Source organism: Pseudonocardia acidicola (assembly GCF_012911935.1).
Lineage (GTDB): Bacteria > Actinomycetota > Actinomycetes > Mycobacteriales > Pseudonocardiaceae > Pseudonocardia > Pseudonocardia acidicola.
The window spans coordinates 53,045-70,505 of sequence record NZ_JAAXLA010000007.1 but is presented as its reverse complement, the minus strand read 5'-3'; the positions used below and the strand labels follow the sequence as shown (position 1 = coordinate 70,505).

At 70.1% G+C, this 17,461-nt stretch carries 16 protein-coding genes; 10 read left to right on the top strand and 6 right to left on the bottom strand.

All coding sequences use genetic code 11. The features are described from left to right. Positions 1–39 precede the first annotated feature (39 nt). Together HF526_RS05950 and HF526_RS05945 are read right to left on the bottom strand one after the other, a co-directional pair. Positions 40–438, bottom strand: a complete 399-nt coding sequence (locus HF526_RS05950) for a hypothetical protein (RefSeq protein WP_169380244.1) — start codon at positions 436–438, stop codon at positions 40–42. Positions 439–950: 512 nt separating this feature from the next. Then, on the bottom strand, positions 951–1,787 hold the full coding sequence (locus tag HF526_RS05945; protein WP_169380243.1) for an alpha/beta fold hydrolase: 837 nt from the start codon (positions 1,785–1,787) through the stop codon (positions 951–953). A 264-nt stretch (positions 1,788–2,051) separates the two neighbouring features. Between HF526_RS05945 and HF526_RS05940 the strand changes: the two genes are divergently transcribed. The 10 genes from HF526_RS05940 (at position 2,052) to HF526_RS05895 (ending at position 11,506) form a co-directional block, all read left to right on the top strand. After that, positions 2,052–3,617 carry a 4-hydroxyphenylacetate 3-hydroxylase family protein gene (locus tag HF526_RS05940; RefSeq protein ID WP_169380242.1) on the top strand — a complete coding sequence of 522 codons (1,566 nt, stop codon included), beginning with the start codon at positions 2,052–2,054 and terminating at the stop codon, positions 3,615–3,617. Positions 3,618–3,711: 94 nt separating this feature from the next. After that, a complete protein-coding gene (locus HF526_RS36810; protein WP_211176825.1) occupies positions 3,712–4,485 on the top strand; it encodes a FadR/GntR family transcriptional regulator in 774 nt (257 codons plus the stop codon). A gap of 61 nt (positions 4,486–4,546) precedes the next feature. Further along, positions 4,547–5,164 carry a flavin reductase family protein gene (locus HF526_RS05930; RefSeq protein WP_211176824.1) on the top strand — a complete coding sequence of 206 codons (618 nt, stop codon included), beginning with the start codon at positions 4,547–4,549 and terminating at the stop codon, positions 5,162–5,164. Further along, positions 5,155–5,532: a 2Fe-2S iron-sulfur cluster-binding protein gene (locus HF526_RS05925; protein ID WP_169380241.1), complete on the top strand. Its 378-nt coding sequence runs from the start codon at positions 5,155–5,157 to the stop codon at positions 5,530–5,532. Before HF526_RS05930 ends, HF526_RS05925 begins: the two co-directional genes overlap by 10 nt. A gap of 54 nt (positions 5,533–5,586) precedes the next feature. Continuing rightward, the gene (locus HF526_RS05920) at positions 5,587–6,498 is read left to right on the top strand and encodes a catechol 2,3-dioxygenase (RefSeq protein ID WP_169380240.1); all 912 of its coding nucleotides are present in this window, start codon (positions 5,587–5,589) and stop codon (positions 6,496–6,498) included. A 395-nt stretch (positions 6,499–6,893) separates the two neighbouring features. Next, positions 6,894–7,901, top strand: a complete 1,008-nt coding sequence (locus HF526_RS05915) for an AsnC family transcriptional regulator (RefSeq protein ID WP_169380239.1) — start codon at positions 6,894–6,896, stop codon at positions 7,899–7,901. Next, a complete protein-coding gene (locus HF526_RS05910) occupies positions 7,898–8,812 on the top strand; it encodes a polysaccharide deacetylase family protein (protein ID WP_169380238.1) in 915 nt (304 codons plus the stop codon). The genes HF526_RS05915 and HF526_RS05910 overlap by 4 nt, the downstream gene beginning before the upstream one ends. Continuing rightward, complete coding sequence (locus tag HF526_RS05905) at positions 8,809–10,116, top strand: MFS transporter (RefSeq protein ID WP_169380237.1); 1,308 nt, start codon at positions 8,809–8,811, stop codon at positions 10,114–10,116. The genes HF526_RS05910 and HF526_RS05905 overlap by 4 nt, the downstream gene beginning before the upstream one ends. Further along, a complete protein-coding gene (locus HF526_RS05900; RefSeq protein WP_169380236.1) occupies positions 10,113–10,331 on the top strand; it encodes a 2-dehydropantoate 2-reductase N-terminal domain-containing protein in 219 nt (72 codons plus the stop codon). Before HF526_RS05905 ends, HF526_RS05900 begins: the two co-directional genes overlap by 4 nt. Beyond that, positions 10,328–11,506 carry a M20 family metallopeptidase gene (locus HF526_RS05895; protein WP_338051323.1) on the top strand — a complete coding sequence of 393 codons (1,179 nt, stop codon included), beginning with the start codon at positions 10,328–10,330 and terminating at the stop codon, positions 11,504–11,506. The genes HF526_RS05900 and HF526_RS05895 overlap by 4 nt, the downstream gene beginning before the upstream one ends. A gap of 100 nt (positions 11,507–11,606) precedes the next feature. On the opposite strand, the gene HF526_RS05890 is transcribed toward HF526_RS05895, so the two are convergent. The 4 genes from HF526_RS05890 to HF526_RS05875 form a co-directional block, all read right to left on the bottom strand. Further along, the gene (locus tag HF526_RS05890) at positions 11,607–12,449 is read right to left on the bottom strand and encodes a mycofactocin-coupled SDR family oxidoreductase (protein WP_169380235.1); all 843 of its coding nucleotides are present in this window, start codon (positions 12,447–12,449) and stop codon (positions 11,607–11,609) included. 119 nt (positions 12,450–12,568) lie between these two features. Next, positions 12,569–13,291 carry a FadR/GntR family transcriptional regulator gene (locus HF526_RS05885; RefSeq protein WP_169380234.1) on the bottom strand — a complete coding sequence of 241 codons (723 nt, stop codon included), beginning with the start codon at positions 13,289–13,291 and terminating at the stop codon, positions 12,569–12,571. Positions 13,292–13,391: 100 nt separating this feature from the next. After that, positions 13,392–15,209: a hydantoinase B/oxoprolinase family protein gene (locus HF526_RS05880; RefSeq protein WP_169380233.1), complete on the bottom strand. Its 1,818-nt coding sequence runs from the start codon at positions 15,207–15,209 to the stop codon at positions 13,392–13,394. Next, a complete protein-coding gene (locus HF526_RS05875; protein WP_169380232.1) occupies positions 15,206–17,284 on the bottom strand; it encodes a hydantoinase/oxoprolinase family protein in 2,079 nt (692 codons plus the stop codon). The genes HF526_RS05880 and HF526_RS05875 overlap by 4 nt, the downstream gene beginning before the upstream one ends. Positions 17,285–17,461 lie beyond the last annotated feature (177 nt).

Below are 17,461 nucleotides of genomic sequence, written 5' to 3'. Positions count from 1 at the left end.
CTACCTTCTCTGGTGCCCCTTGCCTGCTGCGTCGGGTGCTCATGCGGTCACCGGCTCGAGTCGGCGCATGTGATCGAGCATCCAGGTCACCGACCGCAGGTGCTGCCAGAGCACCTTGACGTTGCCCTCCATCCGCAGCCGTCCGTGCAGCGGATGAGCCATCGCCCAGATGTCGTTGTACATCGGCGGCGGGACCGGCTCGATGAATTTCTGCCACGATTCCCGGGGGCCGCGGAGAGTGAAGTCCCAGGTGTCCTGAATGGTCCATGAATCGGACACTCGCTCGACATTGCCACCACGGACCGACACGAGGTATTCTTTGTCTCCGAAGCCGAGGACGAAGTCCGCGTCCATGAAGTGTCGCAGATATTCCATCGCCCGGTCCCGATTGACGGCCTCTTGCCAGGCCGTCATCCATTCCGGATCGAACGGCGCCATGGCGACCACCTCCACTCGTCGACTGCCACTGCGTGGCAAGGCCGCACAGCGGCGGGTCTGCCCGGCAACCGTGGCAGCACGAGCGCGTTTGCGCAATCGCCTGTTCGTCGCAGCGGTCCGAATCTTTTCGGTGTGGTTCGAGTCTTTCGGCGCCGTCGGGTTCTCGGGGCGACCCGGGGCCGGCAGACTTCGATCTTCGCCGACACCACCGACATCACCGCCTCGCTCGTGCCGCCGGCCGGCCCGCCCGCCCCCGGGCTCACCCGCCGGGCAGTCGGGCGCCCAGATACTCACCATCGGCGGCATCTGGCGCGAGGTCATCCGCCGCGCCGGCGCCGGCTACGAACCCTGCCCGCCGATCAGCAGGCGGGCATCGACCGAAGGGCGTCGGTGAAGGGCGGGACGGGGATGCGGGTGCGCGCGGCGCCGTCGAGCGCCCGCGTCCCGGCCGGCACATCCGCTGCCGACGCGGAGACCCTCGCCGGCAGCCGGTTCGTGAGCCGCAGCCGGCCTCACACCGGGAGGAACCCGCGCAACAGGTGTACGAACTCGGCGCACTTCTCGATCTGGGTCCAGTGCCCGCACTGTCCGAAGACGTGTAGCTGCGACCGGGCGATGAGCTCACTGAGCCGCAGCGACGAGGACAGCGGGATCACCTTGTCCTCCCGGCCGTGCACGATCAGCGTGTCGTGCGGTAGTGCTCGCAGGGCGTCGTCGGACAGGGCGAGTGCATCGATGCCGGCCTGGCGGGGCGCAGGGAACATCGCGGAGTAGGACTCGTGCACGCCCGGGCGGACCGAGGCCTCGTACCGCAGCTGCGCGAGGTCGGGCCCGAGCAGGGAACGGTCGTAGGCGAAAAGCTCGAGCAGCTGTGCCATGTTCTCCACGGACGGCTGGTAGCCCCAGACGGCGTCGAGACCAGAGGTGAGATCGAAGCGGGTGCCGGCGCTGCCCATCAGCACGAGCCTGGCCACCCGGTCGGGGTGCCGGTCGGCCAGCCACAGGGCCAGCGCACCGCCGAAGCTGTTGCCCACCACCGAGACCGTGTGCAGCTCGAGGGCGTCGAGGAGCCCGACGAGGTGGTCCACCCAAGCCCGCTGGGAGAAGACGAAGCCGGCGGGGCGCTCGGTATACCCGAATCCGACGATGTCCGGCGCAACGACGCGCCGGTCGGTCGCCAGCTGAGGCAACACCCCCCGCCAGTTGGCCCACGCCGACACGCCCGGGCCGGAGCCGTGCACGAGCAGGACGGGCTCACCGGCTCCGTGGTCGTGGTAGTTGGTGCGGATCCCCGCCGCCTCGATCGTCAGGCCGATCTCGGGATCGGCGGCGGTCACGCTCTGGGTCATCACTGACCTCCGGTGTCGTGTCGCAGGCCCGGCTGGACCGCAGCCGGCTCGTGCACCGTAGCAAAAACTTTCAGCAGGTTTACCCTCATGTGCGAGACAATGTCGCTAGGAAATAGCTGGTAGAAGCGCTGTTGACGCAGCCAAGGGTACAAGTTACCTTCGTGCAGGATTCAGAACTTTCAGCTGGACCTGACTCTCTGCCGGGCCCGCTGCGCGGCCCACCGGACATCGATCTCTCACGAAGGAAGTGCTGCAATGACGCAGATGACCAGTGAGCCGTCCGCCACGACCACCGAGAACACCCGTCGCCCGTTCACCGGCGCCGAGTACTTGGAGAGCCTGAACGACGGGCGCGAGATCTGGATCCACGGCGAGCGGGTCGACAACGTGGCCACCCACCCCGCCTTCCGCAACTGCGCCCGCATGATCGCCCGGATGTACGACGCGATGCACGACCCGGCGAACCAGGGCACCCTGGCCGTGCCGACCGACACCGGCAACGGCGGGTTCACCCACCCCTTCTACAAGGCGCCCTACTCGCCCGCCGAACTGCGGGCGGGGGCGGAAGCGTCGGCGGAATGGGCGCGCATGACCTATGGCTGGCTCGGGCGCAGCCCCGACTACAAGGCGTCGTTCCTGTCGACGCTGGGATCGAACACCGACTTCTACGCGCCCTACCAGGACAACGCGAAGCGCTGGTACGTCGAGGCCCAGGAGCGGCTCCTCTACGTGAACCACGCGATCATCAACCCGCCGGTGGACCGCGACCTGGGCATGGAGGCCGCCGCTGATGTCTACATGCGGGTGGTCGAGGAGACCGACGAGGGGCTGATCGTCTCGGGGGCCAAGGTCGTCGCGACCAACTCCGCGCTCACCCACTACAACTTCGTCGGCAACTACGGTCCGCTGCCGGTGAAGTCCAAGGAGTTCTCTGCGATCTTCATGGTGCCGATGAACACCCCCGGGCTGAAGCTGATCTGCCGTTCGTCCTACGAACTGAACGCGGCCACGAACGGCAGCCCGTTCGACTACCCGCTCTCGAGCCGGCTCGACGAGAACGACTCGATCCTGATCATGGACCGTGTCCTGGTCCCGTGGGACAGCGTCTTCTGCTACGACGTCGACAAGGCCAACAACTTCTTTGCCGGCTCCGGGTTCGTGTTCCGCGCGATGCTGCACGGTTGCGTGCGGCTGGCGGTGAAGTTCGATTTCCTCGTCGGGCTGCTCACCAAGGCCCTCGAGATGACCGGCACGTCGAACTTTCGCGGGGTCCAGACGCGGATCGGCGAGCTGGTCTGCCTGCGAAATCTGTTTTGGACGTGCGTGGACTCCATGGTGGACAACCCCGCGTCGTGGCCGGACGGCACCTGCGTGCCCAACCCCGATTCGGCCGCGGTGTACCGGCTGATGATGACGCAGGCCTACCCGCGGGCGAAGGAGATCTTCGAGCAGGACGTCGCCAGCGCGCTGATCTACCTGCCCTCCAGCTCGGAGGACTGGAAGAACCCAGAGCTACGTCCCTACCTGGACCAGTACGTCCGCGGCTCTGCCGGCCGCTCGGCCGAGGATCGGGTCAAGCTGATGAAGCTGGTATGGGACGCCATCGGCACCGAGTTCGGCGGTCGCCACGAGCTCTACGAGCGCAACTACTCCGGGAATCACGAGAACCTGCGCATCGAGGCCTACCTCGGCCAGCTGCAGTCGGGCCAGATCGACGCCTACAAGGCCATGGTCGACAGGTGCATGTCCGAGTACGACCTCGACGGCTGGACGGTCCCGGACCTGGTCAACAACGACGACGTGCGGCGCACCGGCGTCGTCAGCAGCTGACCGGCCCCGGTCGGGGCCGTGCCGGCGGCGGGACACTGTCGGCCGGAGAGACGGCCCGGACCGGGAGAACCCGGAGATCACGGAGGGTGGCGCTGTGGCCAGGGAGACTGCTTCGAGAAGCGGCGCGTCGCGTGCCGAGGATGTCGCGGCCCGGCTCGAGATGGAGATCCTGCGGGCCGGGCACCCCGCGGGGACCCGGCTGGGACTGCGAACCGAGCTGATCAGCCGGTTCGAGGTCAGCCCGGGGGTGATGAACGAGGCGCTGCGGCTGCTGCGCGATCGCGAGCTCATCACGGTCAAGCCCGGGCCGAGCGGCGGGGTGTTCACCGCCGACCAGCCGCCCGGCGTCCGCCTCGGGGCCCTGGACCTGTGGTTCCAGGGGTTGACCGTGCCCCCCCTGGAGATCTTCGAGTCCCGGACGCTCCTCGAGGAGCTGTTCAACAACCTCGCTCTGCAGAACTCCACGCCGGCCGACCACGCCGCGATGGAGCGGGGGTTGCAGGGAATGCACGCCTCGGCGGGCGACCCCCACGGCTTTTTCGAGGCGAACGTCGAGTTCCACCGGGCCATCGCACGGTCGACGGGCGTCACCGTGCTGACCGGGATCTACGACAGTCTCGTCACGGTGCTGACCGGGGCGCTCGTCCGCGCGGCCTGGACCGCCGGGTACGAGCAAACGGTCGACCACAACCTGCGCGTGCACGCCCAGATCCTCGAAGCCATCCGGGGGAAGGACCGCAAGCGGCTGGAGACCGCGACGCGTCTGCACCGCGTCGACATGGTCAGTCTCGCTCAGCCGGAGAAGTCCCCGGTCGCCCACCCCGACCTCGATCCGCCGGCCGGTGCCGGCGACACGCAGGTCGGCTGAGCACCACGCCGGCAGCTCGCGCCGGCTGGATCTGGTTCGTCCAACGGAGGAAGGAGCCGAGTTGACCGATACCGCATGCGGCACACCCCGAGCGGTCGATCCGCCGGCGGCGATCGAGGCGGCACGGCTCCGCTCGTGCCTCGGCCGGTTCGCGACCGGCGTCACCGTGGTCACCTACTCTCACGACGGCGAGCCGCGCGGTGCCACCGTCAACGCGTTCAGCTCCGTGTCGCTCGATCCGCCCCTGGTCCTGGTCTCGATCGCCCGCAAGGCCAGGGCATGCCCCCTGCTGCAGGACGCGCCGTTCACCGTCAATGTCCTCTCGGCCCGCCAGGTCGGGGTCGCTCTGACCTTCGCAGGCCGCCCCCAGGACTCGGCGGTCATCGAATGGGAGCAGGGGCACCACGCCCCGCGGCTACGGCACACCCACGCCACCCTCGAATGCACTCCGTGGCGCTCCTACGACGGCGGCGATCACGTGCTCTTCCTCGGTCGGGTCCACGACCTCGCAATCCGGGAGAACGACCCGCTGGTGTTCCACGGCGGCGCCTTCCACCGTCGCGGGGACGGGCTGGATTCGACCGGACGCTGCTCGCGGCCCTCCGCACTCGCCGCGCTCCCGCTGCAGGTAGACGCGATGGAGCAGCTGGCCGAGGAGTTCGCCGCCGGATGGATCTGAAGCCGTCGGTGCCCGACGACGATTCGATCGACGTGACGATTCATCCGTCGGCGGTCACGATCGGCCTGCGCCCGGGCGAGGCGCTGCTCGACGGGCTGCGCCGCCACGGCTACTCGCATCGCCACGGCTGCCGCCGCGGAGGGTGCGGGCAGTGCAAGGTCGACGTGCTGACCGGCGAGGTCGGCTACGACGTCGTGGTCGCCGACACCGTCCTGACCGGCGAGGAGCGTGCTACCGGGACGGCGCTGTCCTGCCGGGCGCTCGCCCGGTCCGGCCCGATCACCGTCGCACTTCGCAACGAAACCCTTCGTTGCTTCTTCCCGTGGGTCACCGGCGCGGACCCCGCCACCACGCCCGGGAGCGCGTAGCTCCGATCCCCACCGACATCCCGGCACCACCGACAACGACGTGAGGAGCCTGCCATGGGCGTCATGCGACTCGGGTACGTACACGTGCGGGTCACGGACCTGGACGACGCACGCAAGCACTACGGCGACACCCTGGGGATGAGCGTGGCCGCCGAGACTTCGGGCCGCGTCTACTACAAGGCCTGGGACGAGTACGACCACCACTCCGTGGTCCTCGAGGGGGGCGGCGTCGGGCTGGTCAAGCTCGGCTACAAGGTCTCCCGCTCCGACGACCTGGACGTCTTCGAGAAGCGCAGCCAGCAGTTCGGCTGCGTCACCGAGCGGATGAGCCAGGGCGACAACCTCGCCGTCGGGGACGGGGTGCGCATCACCCTTCCCTCCGAGCACACGCTCGAGCTCTACCACGAGATCGAGTACGTGGGCACCGAGACGGGGGTCCTCAACCCCGATCCCGAGCCCCGCCATCCCCGTGGCGTCTCGGTCCCGCACATCGACCACGCCCTGGTGACGACCGAGGACCCGGAACTGCTGGAGCGGTTCTTCGCCGAGTGCCTGGACTTCCGGCCCGCCGAACGGCTCGTCACCGATCCCGCCCAACCCGAGCTGCTGGGGTCGTGGATGTTCTGCGGCAACTCCCCGCACGACATCGCGTTCGTCAAGGGTCCCAACGGCAAGCTGCACCACTTCGCCTACCACCTCACCGACTGGAGCACGCTGCTCCGCGCCGGTGATCTGTTCGCCATGGACGACGTCCCGGTCGACATCGGACCCACCCGCCACGGCATCACCCGGGGCACCACGATCTACTTCTTCGACCCCGCCGGAAACCGCAACGAGGTCTTCGCCGGCGGCTACACCACGTACGAGGACTTCCCCACCATCACCTGGACGGCGGACCAGCTGACCAAGGGGATCTTCTACATCGGCCGGGAGATGAAGGACACCTTCCTCTCCACCCTCACCTGAGCGCGATCCGGTCGCCGATCTCGACCGCCGGCCCGACCGCGGTCAGGGTGGCGATCCGGCGCAGGCAGCGCCGAGTGGAGGGCGTGGCCGAGCCAGTTGGCGGCGGGGTGGTATCCGAGCGGTCCCACCGGCTGCCGGGCTGAACCGACGAGGCCTGTGACGTCGTTGCGCCCGGGCGGCCCGGCGTCATTCACGTGATCTACCCGCCTACGGGCCGACGTGACACCTTGCCGGCCCGTGGGGTCACGAGAGTCCCAGAGCGGTCCTGCATGTCCGCTCGCCACGGCGCACGAACCGGTCGGGGCGACGGTCAAAAGTCCCTCCTCGCGCAGATGTGCTTCTTATCGTCACAGCTTCTCGTTGACACGCATGTTTCCGTCATCCACAGTGAAGATGTGAGTGATAGCGTCAGTCTCGACGAGCTCGACCGGCGCCTCGTCGCTGCGCTCCAGCTCAACGGGCGCGCCTCGTGGCGGCAGGTGGCCCGTGCCGTCGACGCGAGCGAGTCCACCGTCGCCCGCCGCGGACAGCAGCTGCTCGATTCGGGGGTCGTCCGGGTCACCGGGGTGCTCGACCACCTGCGCTGCGGGCTGGGCATCTCGCTGCAGGTGCGGCTGCGCTGCCGTCCGGGCACCGCGAACCGCGTGGCCGAGGCGCTCGCGGCACTCCCCGCCACCAGGTTCGTCACGGTCGTCACGGGAAGCGCCGACGTCGCCGCGGAGTTCGTGGTCGCAGACCACCGCGACGTCACCACCGTGCTGGTGGACGGGCTGCCGCGCCCCGACGACATCGTGGAGACCGAGTCCATGGTGGTCGTGCGGAAGTTCTCGGCGGTGGAGGAGTGGGACACCGGGCAGCTGGGCCCGGAAGCGGTCGCCCTGCTGCGGCCCGACGGTGTGCTGGCCGGGCACCGGGAGTGGCACGAGCCGGAGCGGCTCACCGAGCAGGAGTTCGCGGTCGCCCGTGTCCTCGCCGCCGACGGGCGGGCCGGCTACGCGCAGATCGCGGGCGCGGTCGGCATCAGCGAGTCCACGGCGGCGCGGCGCGTCGAGTCGCTGGTACGCCGCGGGTGTCTGCGCCTCCGCACGCTCTTCGACACCGCGTTGCTCGGCCTGAACGTCGAGTTCATGCAGTGGTTCGTGGTGGAGCCCGGTGAGCTCGAGAACGTGGGCGCGCAGCTGGCGAAGGTGCGCTCCACGCAGTACGTGAGCGCGACGACCGGCCGCTTCAACCTCTGCCTGCACGGCGTCCTGCCCGGCTACGGCGACCTCTACCACTACATGACCGACGTCGTCGGCGCGCTGCCCGGTGTCGGCACCGCCGACATGACGCTGCAGGCCCGCACCCTCAAGCGGGCGTACGTGCGGATCAACCACGACGGGACCAAGGAGCGAACCGGATGACGACCGAGATGGAGCCGTGGCAGTGGGACGAGCCCACCTGGCGCGGCCACGTCGAGCGGGTGCGGGCAGGGCAGCGGCTGGTGCCGTCGAGCTGGCCGGGCGGGGCGCGCTGCGCGGTCGCGATCTCGTTCGACCCCGACCACGAGACCATCCCGCTGCGTGACGGCGAGACCCGCCCCGGGAAACTCGCCCAGGGCCAGTACGGCTCCCGTGTCGCCGCCCCCAAGGTGCTGGCGCTGCTCGCCGAGCACGGTGTGCCCGCCAGCTTCTTCATGCCCGCGGTGTCGGCGCTGCTGCACCCCGCCGAGGTCGAGGCCTACGCCGCGGGTGGCCACGAGGTGGCGGTGCACGGCTGGATCCACGAGCGCAACATGCTGCTCTCGCGTGAGCACGAGCTCGACCTCACCGGCCGGGCGATCGAGGTGCTGGAGAAGCTCAGCGGCGTGCGGCCGGTCGGGATCCGCACCCCGAGCTGGGACTTCTCCGAGAACACGCTGGCGATCATCGAGGAGTTCGGGCTCGGCTACGACTCCTCGCTCATGGCCGACGACGAACCCTACGAACTGGTCGCCGACGGGCGGCGCACCGGCATCGTGGAGATTCCGGTCGAGTGGATCCGCGACGACGCCCCTTACCTGATGATGGAGCGCTACGGGGCGCTGCGGCCGTACACGCCGCCGCGGGCGCTGCTCGAGATCTGGCGCGACGAGTTCGACGCCGCGTACGCCGAGGGCGGGCTCTTCCAGCTCACCCTGCACCCGCACGTCATCGGGCATCGGTCCCGGCTCGTCGTGCTGCGCGAACTCCTCGCGCACATCACCGGCCACCAGGACGTCTGGTGCGCCACGCACGCACGGATCGCCGAGGTGGCCCGGGCGCAGATCACCCCCGCGACGGACGGCCCGGCGTGAGCGAGAGGACCGCCGTCGCGGTCACCGGGTCCGAGACGCGGCTGAGCGTACGGCAGCGCAAGGCGATCGTCGCCGGCGCGATCGGCAACACCGTCGAGTGGGTGGACTGGGTGGTCTACAGCACGCTCGCGCCGATCTTCGCGGCGCAGTTCTTCCCCAGCGGCGACCGCGCCGCCGCGCTGCTCTCGACGCTCGCGGTGTTCGCCGTCGGGTTCGTCATGCGACCGATCGGCGGCGCCGTACTCGGCGCCTATGCCGACCGGCTCGGGCGCAAGAAGGGGCTCACGCTGACGATCGGGCTGATGGCGGCCGCGGCCTTCGTCATCGCGATCTGCCCCACCTACGCGGCGATCGGCATCGCGGCCCCGCTGATCCTGCTGCTGGCCCGGCTGGTGCAGGGCTTCTCGGCCGGCGGCGAGTTCGGGTCGTCCTCGTCGTTCCTCGTCGAGTCGGCCGCGCCGCGGCGGCGCGCGTTCGCGGGCTCCTGGCAGCAGGTGTCGGTGGGCGCGGGGGCGCTGATCGCGTCGTTCATGGGCTTCGTGCTGACCTCGTCGCTCAGCGAGGCCGACATGCAGTCATGGGGCTGGCGCGTCGCGTTCGGCATCGGCGGTCTGCTCGGGCTGGTCGGGCTGTGGCTGCGGGTGAGCGTCGAGGAGACCGAGAGCTTCCGGCGGGCGACCAGCGAGGGCCGTACCCGCCGCAATCCCGTCGTCGGGATGCTCACCGAGCACCCGCGGGCCGCGCTGCGGGTCGCAGGCATCACGATCGCGGGGACACTGACCTACTACGTGTGGATCAGCTACATGCCCGGGTACGCGAACGCGGCGGTCGGGGTCCCGTTGTCGGAGGCGCTGCTCGCCAGCACGATCGCCATCACGTACTTCCTGTGCCTGCTTCCGTTCGTCGCGCTGCTGTCCGACCGGTACGGCCGCAAGGTCACCCTGCTGACCTTCGCGATCGGGTTCGTCGTGATCGCCTACCCGGCGTTCCGGCTGCTCGAGATGGGCGGGTTCTGGTGGCTGCTGGTGGTCGAGCTCGTCGGCGTGACGTTCCTGGCCGGCTACTCGGCCAACTGCGCCGTCGTGATGGCCGAGCAGTTCCCGGCGGAGGTGCGCAGCACCGGCATCGGGCTGCCGTACGCGCTCACCGTGGCGGTCTTCGGCGGCACCGCGCCCTACATCACGACCTGGATGAGCGCGAACGGGCTGCGCGGCTGGGTGTGGCTGTACGTGGCGGTCGCGGCACTCATCGGGGTGGCCGTCTACGCGACCATGCCCGAGACGAAGGGACGAGAGCTGACGTGAGGCACGTGATCGTGGGGGCCGGCGCCATCGGTGTCACGCTCGGCCACCACCTGGCGAAGGCGAGGCACGAGGTCGTCGTCGATGCCGAACACGCCGATCGCCTCCGCCGAGAGGAGATCGCCGTGCGGTGCGGGGAGGAGCGTCCGGCGGTTCCCGTCGCGGGGGCCCCGACGGACGAACAGCGGATCGCCGAGCTCGCGGGGGTGCCGCGGTGAGCGTGCCGTACCCGGACGTGATGGCGCGTGTCGACGTCGCGGCGCTGCGCGGCCGGCTCGACGGTCATCGCGACGAGATGGTCGCCGATCTCGTCGCGTACGCCGAGCACGAGACGCCCAGCGACGACCGGGCGCTGCTCGCGGCCGGACTCGCGCACGTCGAGGGGTGGGTGGCCGACCGGCTCGGGACGCCGGCGTCGCGGACGCGACACGGGTCCGCCGAGCACGGGGACGTGCTCGTGCTTCAGCTCGACGGCGCGGGGGAGCGGCCGCTGACCCTGCTGGCGCACTACGACACCGTGTGGAGCGCGGGCACCCTCGCCGACTGGCCGGTGCGGATCGACGGCGACCGCCTCACCGGGCCCGGGGTGTTCGACATGAAGGCCGGGCTGGTGCAGGCGGTGTGGGCGGTGCGGGCGCTACGCGCCGCCGGCCTGCCGCATCCCCCGCTGCGGCTGCTGCTCAACGGCGACGAGGAGATCGGGAGCCCGTTCTCCCGGCCGCTGATCGAGAAGGCGTGTGCCGATGCCGCGGCGGTGCTGGTGTTCGAGGCCGCCGCGGACGGCGCGGTCAAGACCGCCCGCAAGGGCGTCGGGCTCTGGGACGTGCGCGTGCGCGGCGTCGAGTCGCACGCCGGGCTCGACCCGGCGGCCGGGGCGAGCGCGATCGACGAGCTGGCCCGTGTGGTGCGGACCCTGCACGACGCCACCGACCCCGACGCAGGAACGAACGTGAACGTCGGCGTGGTCCGCGGCGGCACCCGCTCCAACGTCGTGGCGGGCGCGGCCGAGGCCGGCGTCGACGTGCGGGTGCGGACCACCGCGGAGCAGGCGCGGATCGACGCGCTGATGGCCGGGCTGCGCGCCCACGACCCGCGAGCCGAGGTCACGCCGATCGGCGGCTGGAACCGCCCGGTGATGGAGCGGTCGCCGGCTATCGCGGCCGTGTACGCGCTGGCCAGGGCGGCCGCGGCACAGATCGGGGTGGACCTCGCCGAGACCGCGGTCGGCGGGGCCAGCGACGGCAACTTCGCCGCGGCCCTGGGCCGTCCCGTCCTCGACGGGCTCGGCGCGGTGGGGGCGGGCGCGCATGCCCGGCACGAGCACGTGAGCATCGACGGGATGGTCGAGCGTGCCGCCGTCGCGGCCGGGGTGATCGCGGCGTTCGCGCAGTGAGCTGCGGGGGTTGCGCCTTCGGCGACCGGAGGGGGCGGAGCGATACACGCATCTGCGGGAGGCGGTGAGCCCCCAGCGGGCGGTCGCGTCCATGCCGTCGCTACTTGGTGGTCATGCCGGCGTCGACGGGCAGCGTCACGCCGGTGATGTAGCGGGCTTCGTCGGAGGCCAGGAACAGCAGTGCGTTGGAGATGTCGATGGGCTCCACCCACGGCACCGGCAGCGCCAGCAGCGTCGCTGACGCCTCGGCGAACTCCTCGCGGGACGGGTGCTCGTTCTCGGGCAGGAACAGCCGGTACATCGGCTCGTTCTGGATCATGTCGGTGTTGCAGTTGGTCGGCGCGATGACGTTCACCCGGATCCCGTGCGGCGCCATCTCCAGCGCGAGGGTGCGCATCAGCCCGACGACGCCGTGCTTGGCCGCGACGTAGTGCCCGAAGTTCGCGAAGCCCTTGATCCCCGCCCCGGAGGCCGTGAGCACGATCGAGCCGCCCCGCCTGCCGGCGAGCAGATGCGGCACGGTGGCCTTGCAGGTGTGGAACACCCCGGTGAGGTTGACATCGAGCACGTCGCGCCAGTCGTCCTCCGAGGTCTGGTGGACCGGGTCGCCGAACTGGAAGATTCCCGCGTTGGCGGCGACGATGTCGAGCCGGCCCAGCTGCGCGACGCCGTCGTCGACGGCCTTCCTGGTGGCGTCGACGTCGCGCACGTCGGCCTGGCTGACCACGATGCGCCGGTCGAGGTCCTCGACCAGCTTGACCGTCTCGGCCAGGTCCGCCTCGGTGGCCGGCGGGTAGAACCGCCGGGTCCCCCCGACGTCCCCGCACACGTCGACGCCGATGATGTCGGCGCCCTCCTGGGCCAGCCGCACCGCGTGGCTGCGGCCCTGCCCGCGCGCCACCCCACTGATGAACGCGACCTTGCCCTCGACCCGTCCTGCCATGACCGCTCCCGTCAGATCGATCGACTTCGTTGCCGTTGGTGCGATCCCGTCGCCGGGTATCAGACGTCCCGAACCAAGCCCTCCTGCTCCCGCCGAGCACGGTCGACCGCGATGGCGCGTCAGCCGCGGTGGAGCCGGTCCATTCGCATGTACGCGTCGCTGAGATGGTCAAGGTGCCGGCGCATCGCGCTCATCGTTCCCATCGAGTCACCGTCCTCGATCAGTGCGAGCAGGGCGCGGTGGTCCGCATCGACGCACTGCCAGAATCCGGCCGGCGCGCGGTCACGACCGAAGCGGCTGGAGAGCACACGGAAGATCGGAATGGTGATCACCTCGAGTAGCGGGTTGCCCGCCGCTCGGAGCAGCACCAGATGGAACTCCTGGTTGTGGGCGTAGGTCTCCGGTCCCTGCGCACCGCTCGGGTCGAACATCGATCGGCGCAGCGCATCGAGGTGCTCGTCGGTGCGGCGGTAGGCCGCGATCCCGGCCGCCGGGACCTCCAGCATCTGCCGGACGTCGATCAACTGCTCCACCGACACGGTCTCGACCGCCGTCATCAGCCCGACGCCGGTCTCCAGGTGGGCGCTGATGTCGCTGACGGTCGGGACCGCGACGAAGCTGCCCCCGGTCACGCCCCGGGTCGTGCAGATGATGTTCTGGCTGGCCAGTACCTTCAGTGCCTCGCGGATGGTGCTGCGGCCGACACCGTACTCGGCGCTGAGCTCCGACTCACTGGGCAGGCGAGCACCGGGGGCGAGTTCGCCGGCGAGGATATGGTCGCGGATCTGCCGCGCCACGGTGGCGTAGGCCGGGGGCCCGGCTGCCCCGTCAGCGCGTTTCATCGCAGTCCTCACTCACATGGCGCTCGAGCGGCCTCGCCGTGCAGGCTATCGCCCGTGCGGGCCACGCGCGTGCAGGCCGGCTGACTCACCCCCGTGTCGTTCAGGCGGCGCTCCGGGCTGCGCGCAGTTCCCGCGTGGCCGCCTCGTCGACGGTCCACGAGTCGGTGTCGAGGACCACGCCGTAATCCCGGCGGGCGTCGTCGGCGGTGAGGTACTCGTCCGCGACGTCGTCGAGCACGGCCTGCGGGTCGCGGGCGTAGGGGTCCCCGAACCCGCCGCCGGAGGGCAGCCGGATCTCGAGCACGTCACCGGCCTTGCACACCTCCTGGGTGACCTTCGAGAAGAGCACCTCCTCGCGGTCGGTCCCCGGGTTGCGGATGAAGGCGCCCGCGGTCCCGTCATGGCCGCCCAGCGCCCCGGCCGGGGGGTCCGAGCGGTTGTCCGCCTCCGAGCCGAGGTACGTGTCGACCTCCATGAGCCAGGTGCGCACGCTGCCGATACCGCCGCGCCACCGGCCGGGGGCCGGTGGCTCCTCGCGGAGCTCGTAGCGGACCGCCCGCATGGCGTGGTTGAGCTCCAGTTCCTCGATGGGGTTGTTGCGGGTGTTGGCCATCAGCGAGTCCACGCAGTCCATGCCGTCCTTGCCGTGACGACCGCCGTAGGAGCCCTCGTTGATCTCGATGTAGACCCAGTAGGACTCGCCGTCGGGGGCCAGCCCGGAGTAGGCGATCGCGCACAGCGCCGCGGACGATCCGGCGATGGCCTGATCGGGCAGAACCGGGGCCAGCGCCAGGTTGATCGAGTCGAACACGCGGTTGATCTGGGAGAACCGCGCGAAGCACGCGGCTGGGAAGTGGGGGTTGAAGATGGAGCCCTCGGGTGCATAGGCCTTGACCGGACGGAAGCACCCGTCGTTCTGGGGCACGAACTCCTCGGTGAGGAACTCGTCGAGGAGAATCGTGCGGATCGCCGAGACGGCGGTCGGGAGCACCGAGCCCTCGAACGGGACGTTGAACGCGGTGGGGACCTGGTCGTTGGACCCGGTCAGGTCCACCAGCACGTCGTCGCCGTCGATCTGCACGCGGACGGCGACCTTGAGCGGGATGCCCCGGTTCTTGCCGTCGTCGTCCAGGTAGCCGATCGGTGCCTCGTAGGAGCCGTCCGGGATCTCGCGGATGCGGCGGCGGAGCATGTCCTCGGAGTAGTCCATCCAGCGCTCGGCGGCGCTCATGACGGTGTCGAGGCCGTACTTCTCCAGTAGTTCGGTGAACCGGCGCTCGCCCAGCCGCGCGCAGGCGATGAGGGCCTCGAGGTCGCCGCGGTTCTGCTCGGGGGTGCGGACGTTGTCCAGGATGTGCTGGATCAGCATGTCATTGCGGACGCCGGCCTCGTAGATCTTCATCGAGTCCATGAGCTTGCCCTCGGCCCAGACGTCGACGACGTCCATGCAGAGGCCGGGGAAGTTGCCGCCGATGTCGGACACGTGGCCGGTGCACCCGGCGAACCCGATGTGCTCACCCTGCCAGAAGATCGGGATCACGATCCCGTAGTCGGGGGAGTGCGCGGCACCGTGGTAGGGGTGGTTGTGCAGGACGACGTCGCCGGGCTGGTAGGTGCCGGCGAGCCGGCGGTTGATCCCGCGGATGTAGGCGGGGATGGAGCCGCAGTGCATCGGGGTGGAGTCGGACTCGCAGAGCTCCCGGCCGTTCACGTCGAAGATGCCGGCGCCGAGGTCCTCGGATTCGCGGATCAGGCTGGAGTAGGCCATGCGGTAGAGCACCTGGGCCATCTCCTTGGCCATCGAGTTCAGGGCGCCGCCGATGACCCGCAGCGTGATGGGGTCCACGTCGACGTCATTCCAGGTGCGGGTGGCCTCGCCGGCCAGGGAGACGCCCGTCGGGGGCAGCAGCGCGGTCACGCGGTCTTCCTCTCCATGATGATGTGACCGACGGAGTCGACGGTCGCGTGCTGGTTGAGGCCGATGACGGTGGTGGAGTCGAACTGCTCGACGATGGCCGGACCGCTGATCCGGTTGCCGGCGCGGAGCAGCGCGCGGTCGTAGACCGGCGTCTCGAACCACTCCGGCTCGCTCACCTCGTCGCGCCAGAACAGGGCGCGCGTCGTCGTCTTGACGGCTGCGCCCGGGTCCTCGCCACCGGGCTCGATCTCGCCGATGACGACGTGCGTGACGGCGCCCACGCCGGTGACCCGGATGTTCACCAGGTGCACCGGCTTGTCCTCGAACCGCTGGGAGTAGGTCCGGCCGTGGACCTCGTGGAACGCCGCGGCGGTGGCGGCCACCCAGTCCTCGTCGACCTCGCCGTCGGGTGCCGGCACCCGCAGTTCGTAGCCCTGCCCCATGTAGCGGCAGTCCACGGACCGCTCCAGCGAGATGTGCTCGTCGTCGACGCCGTCGGCACGCAGCTGAGCCCGCGCCTGCTCCTCCAGCCGCTTGAGCTGCGTGGCGATCAGGTCGACGTCCGGCGCGGCCGAGGATGTCCATACCGTCGTCGGGATCTCGTACCGGAGGTCGGTGGTCAGCAGACCCATCGCGGAGGCGATGCCGGGATGGCGGGGCACGATGACCCGTGGGATGCCCAGCTGCTCGGCGATGTGCCAGGCGAACAGCGGGCCGGCGCCGCCCTCGGCCACCAGGGAGAATTCGCGGGGGTCGTAGCCCTTCCGCACGGAGTGGAGGCTGATGGCCTCGGTCATCGAGTACGCGAGGATCTTGAAGATGCCCATGGCGGCCTGGGCGAGGGTGGTGTCCAGGCTCCGGGCGATGTGCGTCTCGACGGCCTCGCGGGCGAGTTCCGGCTGCACGGTCATGGTGCCGGAGAGGAAGCTGTCCTCGCGCAGCCAGCCCATCAGCACCATGGCGTCGGTGGACGTCGGTTCGGTGCCACCCCGGCCGTAGCAGGCCGGCCCGGGGTGGGCCCCCGCACTACGCGGCCCCACCCGGAACATGCCGCCCTCGTCGACCGCCGCGATGGAGCCGCCGCCCGCGCCGATCGTGTCGACCTCCGCCATCGGAACCATGGCGTGGTAGTCACCGATACGGGTATCGAGCAGGTGCTTCATCCGGAGCTTCCCGTCCGGGGCGACGCCCACGTCGGCCGAGGTACCGCCCACGTCCAAGGTGATGACGCTCGGATAGCCCGAGGCGCGGCCGATCGCGCACCCGCCCAGCAGCCCGGCGACGACCCCGCTGGTCAGCAGGGACACCGGTGCCTCGCTGGCGCTGCGAGCGGTGATCAGACCACCGGCCGAGGTCATCAGGTGGACGTCGTCCCCGATTCCCGCGGCACGAGCGGACTCGGCGAGACGGGTGACGTAGGTGGAGACCTTCGGTCCGATGAAGGCGTTGAGCGCGGTCGTCGAGAACCGCTCGTACTCGCGGTACTGAGGTGCCACCCGGCTCGACAACGAAACGAAGGCCTCCGGGAACTCCTCCTCGATGATCTCGCGGACCCGCTCCTCGTGGACGGGGTTGCGGTAGGCGTGCAGGAAGCAGACCGCGATGGCGTCGACGTCCCGGTCCCGGAGCAGGCGCACCTGCTCGCGCACCTGGCCCTCGTCGAGCGGGGTCACCACGGTGCCGGCTGCGTCGATGCGCTCGGCGACCGTGCGCCGGTTGCGCCGGCGGATCAGCTGCCATTTCTGCCAGGGCAGGTCCTGATGGTTGGAGTAGTTCAGCGGCCGCTTCTTGCGGGCGATGTGCAGCAGGTCGCGAAAGCCCTCGGTCGTGATCATGCCGACGTCCGAGCCGTTGTGCTCGAGCACGATGTTGGTCGCCACGGTGGTGCCGTGGAAGAACATCTCGATGTCGCCGACGGAGATGCCGGCTCGCTCGGCGAGCGCGCTGATGCCCTCCATCGTTCCGACCGAGGGATCGTCCGGTGTGGAGGGAGTCTTGTGGACGACGACGCGTCCTTCGTCCCACAGGATGAGGTCGGTGAAGGTGCCTCCGACGTCGACTCCGATGCGTTTCATCCGCGGTTCCGTTCTGCTCAGCCCGGCCGAGGGCATCGAGGGCACGCCGGGACATGGACCGGTCCGGCGCGGGTCTGGACGGGAGCACCGGCTCGGGGGCCGGCGGCACGCCCATAGTGGGGGAGCCGTCCGCGCGGACGCAATACCTCGGATCTTTTCGGTTCGTTGTGGATCTGC

What these genes read in the sequence shown, in the direction of transcription:
- HF526_RS05950 (WP_169380244.1), bottom strand. Translation starts at nt 438, where the DNA reads ATGGCGCCGTTCGATCCGGAATGGATGACGGCCTGGCAAGAGGCCGTC.
- HF526_RS05945 (WP_169380243.1), bottom strand. Translation starts at nt 1,787, where the DNA reads ATGACCCAGAGCGTGACCGCCGCCGATCCCGAGATCGGCCTGACGATC.
- HF526_RS05940 (WP_169380242.1), top strand. Translation starts at nt 2,052, where the DNA reads ATGACCAGTGAGCCGTCCGCCACGACCACCGAGAACACCCGTCGCCCG.
- HF526_RS05925 (WP_169380241.1), top strand. Translation starts at nt 5,155, where the DNA reads ATGGATCTGAAGCCGTCGGTGCCCGACGACGATTCGATCGACGTGACG.
- HF526_RS05920 (WP_169380240.1), top strand. Translation starts at nt 5,587, where the DNA reads ATGGGCGTCATGCGACTCGGGTACGTACACGTGCGGGTCACGGACCTG.
- HF526_RS05910 (WP_169380238.1), top strand. Translation starts at nt 7,898, where the DNA reads ATGACGACCGAGATGGAGCCGTGGCAGTGGGACGAGCCCACCTGGCGC.
- HF526_RS05890 (WP_169380235.1), bottom strand. Translation starts at nt 12,449, where the DNA reads ATGGCAGGACGGGTCGAGGGCAAGGTCGCGTTCATCAGTGGGGTGGCG.
- HF526_RS05885 (WP_169380234.1), bottom strand. Translation starts at nt 13,291, where the DNA reads ATGAAACGCGCTGACGGGGCAGCCGGGCCCCCGGCCTACGCCACCGTG.
- HF526_RS05875 (WP_169380232.1), bottom strand. Translation starts at nt 17,284, where the DNA reads ATGAAACGCATCGGAGTCGACGTCGGAGGCACCTTCACCGACCTCATC.